Raw genomic sequence first — 12,049 nt, 5'->3', positions numbered from 1 at the left:
TCAGTGCCAGCAGTGGCCGAGTTATGTCCGATCCCCTCATCCGTGCTTGTGATCACTATGTAGTGCTTGAACCGGGCAAGCCAGAACAACTGCTCAGTTCCGACGACACCCTGACATGGCTGACGGAGCAGTTGGAAAACATGTCAGTGCTACCTAGTGATTTGCGTGATTTTGGCTCCTCATCTGCTGCCGCAGAAAGGCTGTTGGATACGGCGTGCGATCTCGAATTGGCTCCAGGGTTCAATCTTCAGTGGTTTGCGGTGCGCTTGGAGCCTGGAACATGAGCTCATGGGGTTTGAGAATGCCAGGGATGGCCTCAAGGATGCGCTCTGTCACAGCATTGACCGTTTCGTCGCCCACCTTGATCCGTAAATCGGCCTCGGCATAAAGAGGGGTCCGAGCTTCAAGGAGCGCATCTAGAGCCGCGCCAGGATCGCGCTCCTGAAGCAGTGGCCTTGCCCCTGGATCCGCAAGCAGACGCGCCAGAAGTTGGTCCCGTTCAGGCGCAAGCCAGATCACGATCCCTTGATGCAGAACGCCCCAGTTTTCTGGTTGTGTGATCACCCCACCACCGGTCGCAACCACGAGCGAATGGCGCTCGCCAATGGCCTGCAGCACCTGACTCTCGAGTGCTCGGAACCCTTGCTCACCATCAGTCTCAAAGATTTGGGGAATCGGGCGGCCAGCCAGCGCTTCCACGACTCCATCGGCATCGACGAAGCCATAGCCCAGTCGTTGAGCTAATGGGCGTCCTGTGCTGCTTTTGCCGCTTCCCATCATTCCGACCAGGTAGAGGTTGCGGCCGCCCAGACGGGCCTTCAAAGGGTGTGGTGTCGTGGTCGCGCCGTCAGCCATCGGTTCGGCAGGTGGGTGAACTCACTAGGATGATCGCTGGTCAGACCACGTCATGACTGATGCCATCACGACGGCACCGCACGGCCAAGGTCGTGGCTGTGTCATCACCCGCCGAGCCTGCTTCAGCTCCAGCCACCGTTATTGGTTGCCGGAATTAAGTGCTGATGACAATGCGGCCCGCTTTGGATCGTGTGCGATGGCCCCTGGCCATGGACACAATTACGAATTGATCGTTTCCATGGCTGGTGGCCTCGACGCCAACGGCATGGTGCTGAACCTCTCTGAGGTGAAGCATGCGATTCGTTCGGAGATCACTGAACAACTCGATTTCCGCTTCCTCAATGAGGCTTGGCCAGAATTCGATGTCACCAGTTCGGAGGGTTGCCTGCCAACCACCGAAGCTCTTGTTCGGATCATCTGGTCTCGGTTGGCCAATCAGCTCCCGCTTGTGGCGCTGCGCCTCTATGAATCATCAGGCCTGTGGGCCGACTACCTCGGACAAACCATGGACGCCTATCTCACCATCCGCACTCACTTCGCCGCTGCGCACCGTCTGGCAAGACCAGAGTTGAGCCAAGAGGAAAATGAGCAGATCTACGGCAAATGTGCCAGACCCCATGGTCATGGCCACAACTATTTAGTGGATGTGACTGTTCGCGGAAGCATTGATCCCCGCACTGGGATGGTTTGCGATTTAGCAGCGCTTCAGCGTCTCGTGAGCGATCTGGTCGTTGAGCCTTTTGACCACACCTTCCTCAACAAGGACGTTGCCCACTTCGCCGAATGTGTTCCTACCGCTGAGAACATTGCTCTTCACATCGTTGATCGACTGACCACTCCTGTGCGCGCCATTGGCGCTCAGCTTCACAAGGTGCGGCTTCAGGAGAGTCCTAATAACGCTGCTGAGGTGTACGCCGAAGCTCCTGCACTCAACGCGATGCCCGAAGCGATGCATTCCGTCGTGAACGGCTAGGGCTGTTTCAACTGAGGCTGTTTCAACGTGGAGCGACCGTCGGTTCGCCTGGTTCTAGCCGTCAGCCTGGATGGACGGCTTGCACCTGCCTCTGGAGGGGCCGCTCAGCTGGGCGGTGCTGGTGATAGGCACGTGCTTGAGCAGGCTTTGGCTTGGTCCGATGCTGTCCTGATCGGTGCAGGAACACTGCGGGCCCACCGCTGCACTTGTTTGATTCATGAGCAACAGCTTTTGGCTCAGCGCAAGCAAGACGGACGGCCCCTGCAGCCAACGGCTCTCGTGGTGAGTCGCCGCCCAGATTTTTGTCTGGAGTGGCCGTTTTTTCAACAAGAGATTGAGCGTCATCTCTTGACCCCAGATCGGTTGTCAGTGGATGGTTTCTCCACCACTCATCGGTTGCAAGCGTCTTGGGAGAGCACCTTGGTTGAGCTCGCTGCATTGGGCTTTCATCGCCTTGTTCTTCTTGGAGGGGCGGGCCTCTGCGGATCGTTATTGGAAGCCGATCAAGTGGATGAGCTGCAGCTCACCCTGAGCCCATGCCTTCTGGGAGGTCGGTTCAGCTGGATTCCGATCGATGGATGCAGCATGCCAGCGGCGCTCGCGCAGCCCGACGCTTGGACGCTGTTATCGGCCGAGCGACTGAGCGGCAATGAGCTTGTGGTTCGTTATGGACGCAGTCGCTGAAAAAGCTCGCTTAGGGGGACATCCTGTTTTGGACGCATGATTTGCAGCAACGGCTCCAGTACTCCTGCTTGGAGTGCACCTCCGCTGAGCATCAAGCTAAGCGCCAAGAACGTTAAAACCACCCGCTTTTTTCGTGGGGTTAAATGGCTCACAGCAGGTTGGATAGAACTGGCCTGCGTTCAGTGTGACTCCGACGGCTCTCACTGGTTAGGGTCTTGATCTTCGCCGTTGTCTTCGCCGGTTATGGCATCCCTGAAGGCTCGTTGGCATCGCTCGATTCGGGAAATACCCGAACAGCAGTGGGAGCAGTTGCTTGGTCCTGAAGTCATTCCCTTCTATCGCTGGAATTGGCTCGCTGCCCTTGAGGATTCTGGGAGCGTGGCGCCCAACCAGGGATGGCAGCCACTGCACCTCTCCCTGTGGCGTGGAGAGGACCATCTTTGTGCGGTCGCGCCGCTTTATCTCAAGGGCCACAGCTATGGGGAATTTGTGTTTGACCAAGCGTTCGCAAGACTCGCTGGCGATCTTGGTCTTCGTTATTACCCAAAGTTGATTGGGATGAGCCCCGTAAGCCCGGTACAGGGCTATCGCTTTCATGTGGCTGCAGATGAAGATCTTGCGGCATTGACTCAACTCATGCTGGAGTTAATTGATACCTTCGCTCGTAATAATGGAATCCTCAGCTGCAACTTTCTCTATGTAGATCCGCTCTGGCGTCCTTTAGCAGAAGCGGCAGGTTGCGCCTCTTGGTTGAATCAGCAGAGTCTTTGGACATCCGATGGTCAGACAAATTTTGGCGACTATTTAGCAGGATTTAATGCTAATCAGCGCCGCAATATCAAAAGAGAGCGTAAGGCAGTCCGTGAAGCAGGCCTTGAGATCACGCCTCTGTCTGGTGAGGACCTCGACCCTCCCTTGATGCAATGCATGCATCGGTTCTATCAACAGCACTGTGCTCGTTGGGGGATGTGGGGTAGTAAATACCTCGACGAATCATTTTTCGATGCTTTGGCTACGAACTCGTTGCGTGAGCAGATAGTTCTCTTTAGTGCTCATCGCGGCAACCCCCATGAGCCAGTAGCCATGTCACTTTGCGTTCACGATGATGCGTCGCTCTGGGGCCGTTACTGGGGCAGCAATGAAGAGATTGATTGTTTGCATTTTGAGGTTTGCTATTACGCCCCGATCGAGTGGGCTCTAAAGCAAGGACTGAAGAGTTTTGATCCAGGAGCAGGAGGGAGCCATAAACGAAGGCGTGGGTTTGTGGCCCGACCTCATACCAGCCTCCACCGCTGGTATGAACCCCAGATGGATGGCCTGATTCGTGGCTGGCTCGGAACGGTCAATCCACTGATGCTCGAGGAGATTGAGGCAATCAATGCTGAGCTGCCTTTTCGAAAAGAGACGCCTTCACTTGCTCTGTAAGTTGAGAAGAGCATCGCTGCCAGATTGAACCAGATCAACACCGCCATTGACCGAAACGCGTGTGCTCAGCTGGATGATCAGTTGTCGCAGCGTTTTATAGCTTTGGATCCGTTGGGTTATTTCTTGATTCGAGTGGATGTTGCTGCCGCTGAATTGGTTGTTGAGCACTATGTCAACACGATCGATGAGCAAGGCATTGCACGAGATACCGACTCCGGGGAAGTGATCGCTTGCCGCCAGGATGGTCCGAGAACGCCGTCGGCCATTTGGCGAGGGCGCACTGCAAAAGAGGTGGGGATTCATTTAAGCGAAGGGGAAGTAGACCATCCCCTTAGCCGTTTAGATCATGCGTTGTATTTAGGCCGGGAACTTCAGAAGGCTGAACAGTGCTTGCGGGACGGAAGTACTTACGTTCAGGATTAATTCTTCAAACAGGTTGAAGCTCGCGCGAGTTGCTGGGTTCTTCTGGTGGCAGTGATTCCAGCTGCTCACGAATCTCCTGTTGCACAATCGCTCTGTATTCCATGAAATGCTCGTTGTGCGCCAGTACAACGATGAACTGCTCAAGCATGGCTGGATTCTTGCGTGCCATTCCAAAGAGATAGCGCCAAAAGCGCCCGCGAGTATCGCGTTTCAGACCTTGGCGCCAGATCACGATCGAAAGTGCTTTGACATCAGTCCAGGTTGGCAATTTGCTGGTGCCTTTCCAGCGCGGAGCACCCATCTTTAAGTAATAGGAGTAAACCCGATCCATATAGGCATTGGGTTCATAGAGCGTGCAAAATGCTTCGACATATTCATTGGCGATGTCACGAATGGGCCTGGTTGGTTTGAAATTAAGCAAATTCGTTTGATTCACGCCTTTGGCAGCCGATTCGTCTTGAATTAGGCGACCTTCTTTCTCAAGGCGATGCCATAGGGCTGTTTGGGGAAGGGCTTGAAGCATTCCCATCATTGCTGCGGGGATGCCTGTACGGGTCACGAAATCTACGATCCGTAAACCAGCACCATCCTTTTCTCCATCAAAACCAATGATGAATCCAGCCATAACCCGAATGCCATTTGCTGTAATCCGGTCAACGGCGGCATCAAGGGGATTGCGAGTGTTTTGAACTTTTCTCGCAATTTCTAAACTGGCTTCGTCTGGAGTCTCAATTCCCAGAAACACACTTTCAAAGCGTGCTTCGTGCATCATTCGCATCATTTCGTCGTCATCAGCTAGATCAACTGAGGCCTCAGTTGCAAAACTGAATGGGTAGCCACGGTCTTCTTGCCAGGTTTTGATTTCGGGAAGCAAAAGCTTCGCGTTGCGCTTGTTCCCGATGAAATTGTCGTCAACCAGGAAGATCGAGCGTCTCCATCCCAGGTCATAAAGCGCTTGCAATTCAGCAACCAACTGTTCAGGCGTTTTGGTGCGTGGTTTGCGGCCGTAGAGAACGATGATGTCGCAAAATTCGCAATTAAACGGGCATCCGCGAGAGAACTGCACGCTCATTGAGTCGTAGGCATCGAGCTGCAGCAGATCAAAGCGAGGAATTGGGGTGGAGGTCACATCTGGTTTCTCTCCTTCTGCGCTAAATCGACCGCTGCTATCACCCCTTTGGATGGCTTCGATAAACAAGGGAAGAGTGATTTCCCCCTCATCCAAGATCTTGAAATCGGCGTCCGCAATTTCCGGAGCATCAGGGGTTGAGCTGGCGTAAGGGCCTCCCACCGCCACAGGGATCCCACGACGCCTTGCTTCGCTGATCTGCTGCTTCATGTCGTCCTTCTGGACGATCATTCCTGAGATCACCACCAGTTCTGCCCAATCCCATTCGGCATCGGTCACCTCGCGCACGTTGCGATCCACCAACTTCATGTCCCATTCCTGGGGAAGTAGGGCTGCAACGGTGACCAGGCCTAAAGGCGGCAGCAACACCTTTCGGTTGACCAGCTCCAGAATTTTTTCGTAACTCCAGAACGTTTTGGGGAATACGGGGTAGACGAAAAGAGTGCGCATGGTGGTATCGGGAGAGCTAAGCGTTCGTGGAAGCCGGCCGACCCTCAATGCAGACCGGTTTTAAATCCGAAGATTTCGATGCTTACAAGCTTAAGCGCGTTTGTACGCATCTCGGCAGGGTTTCTGATCTAATGGTTGCTTCAACCTGTGTCTTTTATGGGCGTCGTTATCTATTTGGGTCTTGTGGGCGCTGGTTTGGTCGCAGCATTTGCTTTCAGCACTCTTTTGCGCGGCATCAAGCTGATTTGACCACGTTCATTGTCATCCCACCGCGACGCCAGATCTCCCCTATGGAGAGAATCAGGCCAATTCCCCCTGCAATCGCAAACGTTGCTTGGAGTCCAAGGGTGATCGTGAGCTGAGCTGCGATCAAGCCACTTAAGCCTCCACCACCCAAAAAAGCGATTTGGCTTAACCCCGCCATACGGCCTCTGATCACCTGCTTCGAGCCAACCTGGGTGATCAAATTGGCGCTACTGAGAAGACCAGCGGTTCCAGCGCCAATAAGCCAAACCATCAGCAGCACGATCGGAATCAATGTGCTGCTCGCCATCCCAAGTTGAGCCACCGCTGTAATCAACGCAAAACAACCCAGCGTGAGGCTAGGACGGCTGCTGAATTTGTGGCTGTTGCGTTGTAAAACGATCCCACCGGTGATGCTTCCTGCGGCCAGCACACTTGTGAAGAGACCAAGATCTTGGGGACTGGGCCCAAGGGTGTTTGCGGCAATGAGTGGTGCCAGGCCTGGGTGAAAGAAGCCAACAACACAGATCAAGCCGGTGAATTTCAGTACATGCCTCAACATCGGACCGCACTCCTGCCAAGCGGACTTCAATGTGGCGGCATTCATATTGCTGCTCAGTTGTTCGAGAGATCTGATGGGCTTCAACAACCAGATCACGCTGGCAATGGGGAGCACATAAGTGAGGGCATCGAGGGTTAAAGCCGTGGTGGGACCGGTGAAAGCCACCAGCCAGCCGCCTAAGGGCGGGCCTACTAGCTTCCCGACATTGAAAACCACTGAAAAGCTGGTGAGGTAGGGCGCTAGTTTCTGCGGCTCCTCCACAAGCAAAGCGCAGTATTTGTTGCGCGCGGTGAGTTCATAGGCGCCAGCAATACCCATGAGCAGTGTGCTGGCCAGCAGCATTGCCACTTGGGCGTTTCCTACAAAGAGAGGAATGGAGAGGGCACCAAGCAGGCCTGCTCCAAGTAATGCCCACTGCGCCTGAATCAGAACCTTCTCGCATCCGATTCGGTCTGTTCGCACACCAGCAGGACCGCTGACCAACAGAGTTGGTAGAGAGAGTGCGGCGAAATGCAGAGCGAGCAACATGGCGCTGTCTGTGCCACTCATCAGGATCCAGCCCTTTGCGGTGAGCCCAGCAAAGGATCCAGCTGTGCTCAAGCCAGAGGCAAGAAGAAAAATAGTGCGTTGACGTTGATGCCAGCTGGGGCCTCTGTTCACGTCGCAGCGCGTGCTGCAGCAACCATGTGCGAAGCGCCAACAACCCTGCCGGTGAGGTCATAGATGTCTGCTCCGGTGATCTGAACAGGCACCATGGTTCCCGGATTCACTTGCAGGCCGTTATCCCCAGGTTGTACGAGTACTTCCCCATCCACTTCTGGAGCGAATCGGGAGCATCGACCGATCATTTCTCCGGTGGAGGGATTGTGTTGCTCCACTAAGACATCCACGGTTCTGCCAATCCAGGAGGCATTACGAGCCGCTGAAATGGGCTGTTGCAAGGTCATTAATTTGTCCTTGCGCGCGATGGCAATGTCGTCAGGTACTGCATCAGGGAGTGTTGCCGCAGCCGTGCCGTCTTCTGGCGAGAAGGTGAAAATGCCAACGTGATCGAAACGTTGACGTTCTAAGAAACCGGCCAGATGTTCGAATTGGGCCTCTGTTTCGCCAGGGAATCCCACAATCAATGTGGTGCGAAGGATCGCGTCAGGGAGTTGTTCGCGAATCTGATCGAGCAATCTTTCATTGACATCGGTTTGCCAAGGGCGATTCATCGCTCGTAAGACTTCAGGATGGCTGTGCTGAAGCGGCAAATCGAGATAAGGCAGCACGTTGGGAACATCTCGGTAGGCCGCAAGAACGTCTGGGGTGAGGCCCGTGGGATAGGCGTAATGCACGCGGATCCAAGGGATTTCCACGTCTCCAAGTGCCTTGAGAAGGTCGGCAAGGCGGGGCTTGCCATAAAGGTCCAGGCCGTAGTTGGTCGTGATCTGACTGATCAGGACCAATTCCTGAACCCCTTGTGCTGCCAATTGATGGGCTTCAGCCACGATCGATTCGATCGTTCTTGAGCGTTGATTTCCGCGGAGATGGGGAATGATGCAAAACGCGCAGCGGTAGTCGCAGCCTTCAGCAACCTTCAAGTAGGCAACGGCTTCCCCTGTGGTGCGATAACGGGGCAGGTTTTCGTCTGCCACAAAGGTTGGCGTCTCACTCACGCGCTTCACTCTCTCGCCCGCTTCTACCTGCTGCAGCACCTCCACAATGTGCTGATAATCGCCGGTCCCCACGATCGCTTTTGCCTCTGGTATCGACTCCAGGAGCTCGTCCTGAAAATGCTGGGCTAAGCATCCGGCAATGATCAGCTCCTTGCCTTGCTCTGCAAGTCCCACAAGGGTTCGTACTGATTCTTCGCGGGCGTCTTGAATGAAGCTGCAGGTATTGACCACCACAAGGTTGGCGTCGTTCTCATCGCTGCTCACCCCGTAGCCTGCCTCCGCGAGAAGTCCGAGCATGTGCTCCGTATCCACGCGATTTTTTTCGCAGCCCAGATGGGCGAAGGCCACCGTGGGCCGTTCCGAGAGGCTGTTGCCTGTTTTGGCGTCCCCGGCCATGGCATGACCCTGCAATCCCCCACTTTAGGAGCGGATGAACAGATGACACCCATGCTTAAACGCTGAATTGCTCACGCTTTGCTGCCAAAATCATCGGTAATTGATCAGCCTTAATGGCAACTCAGCGTCTCACTAGCCGACGCCGGCAGGACCAAGGTTCGAAATGGGTTCGGATTGTCATCGCCGTTCTGGCCACGGTCGGCATCATCGATACGGGCTCGATCACTCTGAAGTTTTGGGGAGTGCTGGGGGATCTCACCTGCCCGATGGGCGCTGGTGGTTGTGACAAGGTCCTGAATAGTCCGTGGGGCACTTTGTTTCAGGGGGATGGGTTCAGTATTCCCCTCTCTTTTGCCGGCTTAATCGCCTATCTCGCGGTTCTGGTCATGGCGGTTGTGCCCTTGCTTCCAGGGTTGTCAGAGAACAAAGCTGACTTGTCGCGTCGCACCTGGTGGGGCTTATTCACTGTCTCACTTGTTATGGCTGTGTTCAGCCTGGTGCTCGTGGGTCTGATGGTGATCAAGATCCAGGCCTTCTGTTTTTTCTGCGTTCTTTCTGCTCTGCTCTCCCTCACTTTGTTGGTGTTGTCGTTGGTCGGAGGTGGATGGGACGAACCCTCTCAACTACTGTTTCGCGGTTTCCTTCTCGCTCTGGCAGTGTTGCTTGGTGGCCTGATTTGGGCTTCGGTTCTTGACCCTTCACGTCCGGATGCCGTAGCGACAGGCCCAGGTGCACCTCCACCAGTTCTGACGGAGAGCAATCCAGCCAAAACTTCTCTTGCCGAGCACCTCACGGCTTCAGGAGCAGTGATGTATAGCGCCTATTGGTGCCCTCATTGCCATGAACAGAAGGAGATGTTCGGGAAGGAGGCTGCCAAAACCCTCAAGGTTGTTGAGTGCGCTCCAACAGGTCAAAACAACGACGCCAAGCTCTGTCAGCGCAAGGGCATTGAGGGATTCCCTACTTGGGAGATCAACGGCGAGCTCGATTCTGGGGTGAAAAAACTTCCTGATCTTGCTCGTCTTTCTGGATATCAGGGGCCCAAGGACTTTTGAACACAGGATCCACGTATTAAGAGGTTACGGCTCTCGTCCCGATGGCTTGGCCTTTGACTTGGCGGCTATGGCGGCACCATTGAGGCATGGGAGCTGGGGTGTCATTACGAAAATGTCCGCCCCTGCTTTCTGTCCGAAATAAACAAGCGTCCAAAAGCAAAGAACTCGATTGCTGGCGATGAAGCAGATCCAACATCAGGTTCAGCTCCACGCGCCTGCTTTCATCGAGAAGGGTGCTCCGCTCAGGATGTTGTTCCTGCATCAGCTTGAGAGGAGTCATCGCTTCGAGGATTGGCGTGGCTTTCCGCAGTGTTTTCAATACATCTTGCATGCCATGGGCTGAGCGATCAACGCCCGCGACCCGCCAGCATTCTGATCTCAGCCACTCGATGGATTGGGTGAGTGCTTGTTTGCTGAACGCTCCATGATCGTGATCGTTGTCTGATGTTGCTTCTGTTTGTCGTTCTTTTGTGGTTGTTTTCGGGAGTGGATTGCCAAGGTCGATGTCACGCAGTTGCCTTGCAAACACAAGGCATTCCATCAATGAGTTGCTGGCGAGTCGATTGGCTCCATGCAGACCGGTGCAGGCCACTTCACCAACGGCGTAAAGGCCAGGAAGACTGGTAGCAGCTTTCAAGTCGGTGGCGACACCTCCCATCCAATAGTGGGCTGCTGGAGCCACTGGAATCGGCTGTTGCTCTGGGTTGATCCCAAAGTTGTGGCAGCGTTCCAGGATGGTGGGAAAGCGCCGGAGCAAGGTCTCAGTGTTGATTGGGGTGAGGTCCAGCCCCATATGAGCGACCCCCTGGGCCTGCATGCGACGAACCAGAGCGCGACTGACTTGATCTCTCGGGGCTAAGTCTTTTCCACCGAGTTCATGGACGGGGCTTTGCCCCAAGGCGTCGACGAGGAGAGCCCCCTCACCGCGGACGGCTTCAGAGATCAAGAAGCAAGGTGCATGCTCAAGCTTGAGGGCTGTGGGATGGAACTGAATGAATTCCAGATCTTCGATTGCAGCTCCGGCTTGCCAGGCCAGCGCAACACCTTCGCCGCAGGCTTGTGCTGGGTTGGTGGTGTTGGTGTAGAGGTGACCTCCACCTCCGGTGGCTAGCACCACTGCACGGGCAGGAATCCAGTGAAGGCGAGGGCCTTCGAGGACCTGGACGCCACAGCAGCGATTGTTTTGTACCCACAGCTGGGTCACCCGTACGCCACGGCGATGTTGCAAACCAGGACGAGCATCCACGCGGTCTCTCAAGACATCCACCAAGGCTTTGCCTGTGCGGTCCTGCACGTGGAGAACCCTTCGATGACTATGTGCCGCCTCGAGGGTGGTCGCGAGTGACCCATCCGGGTTGCGATCAAACTCCATGCCGAGCTCTTGAAGTCTGAGCACGCTTTGCTGGGCTTCATCAACCAGAAGGCGCACGGCATCGCCATCACACAGTCCAGCTCCTGCGCGCACTGTGTCTTCGCCGTGGCTTCCAGCGTTGTCGTTGGAACGGGTGACCGCTGCGATCCCTCCTTGAGCCCAGCGACTAGACGATCGCCTGCTCGTGTTTCGATTGAGGAGCAGGACCCGCAGACCCGTGGGAAGTTCCAAGCATGTCATCAGTCCGGCAGCACCGGCGCCAATCACGATCACATCCCAGGGTCCAGGTGCAATCGGATCGATAGAGGTTTCGTGGCTGCTCATGGGAGCAAAAACCACCAGTGTTTCTGGCGGTTCAAGCTTGGTTCAAAGTCAACGATATTGACCGTCGTTGACGCGATCGAAGCCCTCGTTGAGAGCAATCGATGGAGCTGTGACCACGAAATTGTCGCGGTATTTCTCGAACAATTCTTTCTGACGTTCTGAAAGGTCGAGGTCCAGAACGTCGTCGACGTTCTCGTAGGGACCTCCGACAACAATCTTTCCAGCGAAGGTGGGATACATCCCAGGGAATTGCTGAAAGCGACGCACAGAGGAATTGTTTAAGTCAACTTTGTCGCCGCGTTCGGCGAGTTTGTCGTCTGCGACATTTCTGATCTCAGCGGCAGAAACACTGGGGGGAACGAGTAGGCCTATCAATAGGCCACCGATCACTACCAAGCCCGTTAGCCAGGACAACAGGCGCTTCATCTGAACTCTCCGTCGGGAATCGGAACTGCACTTCCGGCAGTGCCGGTAGGGAAACCTTACAAGTGCAGAACCCT

12 protein-coding genes are annotated in these 12,049 nt (G+C 55.0%); 6 read left to right on the top strand and 6 right to left on the bottom strand.

Translation table 11 applies throughout. The features are described 5' to 3' along the window. Positions 1–23 precede the first annotated feature (23 nt). Complete coding sequence (locus SynPROS91_RS10645; protein ID WP_186516686.1) at positions 24–284, top strand: chlororespiratory reduction protein 7; 261 nt, start codon at positions 24–26, stop codon at positions 282–284. Here the strand turns inward: SynPROS91_RS10645 and SynPROS91_RS10640 are convergent. Beyond that, on the bottom strand, positions 241–855 hold the full coding sequence (locus SynPROS91_RS10640; RefSeq protein WP_186516679.1) for a shikimate kinase: 615 nt from the start codon (positions 853–855) through the stop codon (positions 241–243). The genes SynPROS91_RS10645 and SynPROS91_RS10640 overlap by 44 nt on opposite strands. Positions 856–907: 52 nt before the next feature. On the opposite strand from SynPROS91_RS10640, the gene SynPROS91_RS10635 reads away from it, so the two are divergent. From SynPROS91_RS10635 to SynPROS91_RS10620, 4 genes are all read left to right on the top strand, one after another. Beyond that, positions 908–1,828 (top strand): 6-carboxytetrahydropterin synthase, encoded by a 921-nt coding sequence (locus tag SynPROS91_RS10635; protein WP_186516676.1) that lies wholly within the window; start codon positions 908–910, stop codon positions 1,826–1,828. Positions 1,829–1,855: 27 nt separating this feature from the next. Then, entirely contained in the window at positions 1,856–2,512 is a 657-nt protein-coding gene (locus SynPROS91_RS10630; RefSeq protein ID WP_186516675.1) for a dihydrofolate reductase family protein, read from the top strand. A 243-nt stretch (positions 2,513–2,755) separates the two neighbouring features. After that, a complete protein-coding gene (locus SynPROS91_RS10625; protein WP_186519724.1) occupies positions 2,756–3,937 on the top strand; it encodes a GNAT family N-acetyltransferase in 1,182 nt (393 codons plus the stop codon). A gap of 24 nt (positions 3,938–3,961) precedes the next feature. Then, the gene (locus SynPROS91_RS10620) at positions 3,962–4,360 is read left to right on the top strand and encodes a DUF4346 domain-containing protein (protein WP_186516673.1); all 399 of its coding nucleotides are present in this window, start codon (positions 3,962–3,964) and stop codon (positions 4,358–4,360) included. A gap of 4 nt (positions 4,361–4,364) precedes the next feature. Here SynPROS91_RS10620 and SynPROS91_RS10615 read toward each other — a convergent pair whose 3' ends face one another. The 3 genes from SynPROS91_RS10615 to rimO form a co-directional block, all read right to left on the bottom strand. Then, positions 4,365–5,939, bottom strand: coding sequence for a B12-binding domain-containing radical SAM protein (locus SynPROS91_RS10615; protein ID WP_186516671.1), 1,575 nt, complete (start codon positions 5,937–5,939; stop codon positions 4,365–4,367). Between the two features lie 235 nt (positions 5,940–6,174). After that, entirely contained in the window at positions 6,175–7,404 is a 1,230-nt protein-coding gene (locus SynPROS91_RS10610) for an MFS transporter (RefSeq protein WP_186516669.1), read from the bottom strand. Further along, entirely contained in the window at positions 7,401–8,798 is a 1,398-nt protein-coding gene (rimO, locus tag SynPROS91_RS10605) for a 30S ribosomal protein S12 methylthiotransferase RimO (RefSeq protein WP_186516667.1), read from the bottom strand. Before rimO ends, SynPROS91_RS10610 begins: the two co-directional genes overlap by 4 nt. Before the next feature lie 113 nt (positions 8,799–8,911). Between rimO and SynPROS91_RS10600 the strand changes: the two genes are divergently transcribed. After that, positions 8,912–9,853 (top strand): vitamin K epoxide reductase family protein, encoded by a 942-nt coding sequence (locus SynPROS91_RS10600; protein WP_186516659.1) that lies wholly within the window; start codon positions 8,912–8,914, stop codon positions 9,851–9,853. Positions 9,854–9,869: 16 nt separating this feature from the next. Here the strand turns inward: SynPROS91_RS10600 and nadB are convergent, their stop codons facing one another. Continuing rightward, positions 9,870–11,549: an L-aspartate oxidase gene (gene nadB / locus SynPROS91_RS10595; protein ID WP_186516658.1), complete on the bottom strand. Its 1,680-nt coding sequence runs from the start codon at positions 11,547–11,549 to the stop codon at positions 9,870–9,872. A gap of 48 nt (positions 11,550–11,597) precedes the next feature. Beyond that, the gene (gene psbU, locus SynPROS91_RS10590) at positions 11,598–11,975 is read right to left on the bottom strand and encodes a photosystem II complex extrinsic protein PsbU (RefSeq protein WP_186516656.1); all 378 of its coding nucleotides are present in this window, start codon (positions 11,973–11,975) and stop codon (positions 11,598–11,600) included. Positions 11,976–12,049 lie beyond the last annotated feature (74 nt).

This window comes from Synechococcus sp. PROS-9-1 (genome assembly GCF_014279775.1).
Lineage (GTDB): Bacteria > Cyanobacteriota > Cyanobacteriia > PCC-6307 > Cyanobiaceae > Synechococcus_C.
The sequence above is the reverse complement of the archived record's forward strand: the minus strand, read 5'-3'. Positions and strand labels throughout refer to the sequence as shown.

Bases quoted from the DNA above. Each gene is read 5' to 3' on its own strand.
- SynPROS91_RS10645 (WP_186516686.1), top strand. From the start codon at position 24: ATGTCCGATCCCCTCATCCGTGCTTGTGATCACTATGTAGTGCTTGAA.
- SynPROS91_RS10640 (WP_186516679.1), bottom strand. From the start codon at position 855: ATGGCTGACGGCGCGACCACGACACCACACCCTTTGAAGGCCCGTCTG.
- SynPROS91_RS10635 (WP_186516676.1), top strand. From the start codon at position 908: ATGACTGATGCCATCACGACGGCACCGCACGGCCAAGGTCGTGGCTGT.
- SynPROS91_RS10625 (WP_186519724.1), top strand. From the start codon at position 2,756: ATGGCATCCCTGAAGGCTCGTTGGCATCGCTCGATTCGGGAAATACCC.
- SynPROS91_RS10615 (WP_186516671.1), bottom strand. From the start codon at position 5,939: ATGCGCACTCTTTTCGTCTACCCCGTATTCCCCAAAACGTTCTGGAGT.
- rimO (WP_186516667.1), bottom strand. From the start codon at position 8,798: ATGGCCGGGGACGCCAAAACAGGCAACAGCCTCTCGGAACGGCCCACG.
- SynPROS91_RS10600 (WP_186516659.1), top strand. From the start codon at position 8,912: ATGGCAACTCAGCGTCTCACTAGCCGACGCCGGCAGGACCAAGGTTCG.
- nadB (WP_186516658.1), bottom strand. From the start codon at position 11,549: ATGAGCAGCCACGAAACCTCTATCGATCCGATTGCACCTGGACCCTGG.
- psbU (WP_186516656.1), bottom strand. From the start codon at position 11,975: ATGAAGCGCCTGTTGTCCTGGCTAACGGGCTTGGTAGTGATCGGTGGC.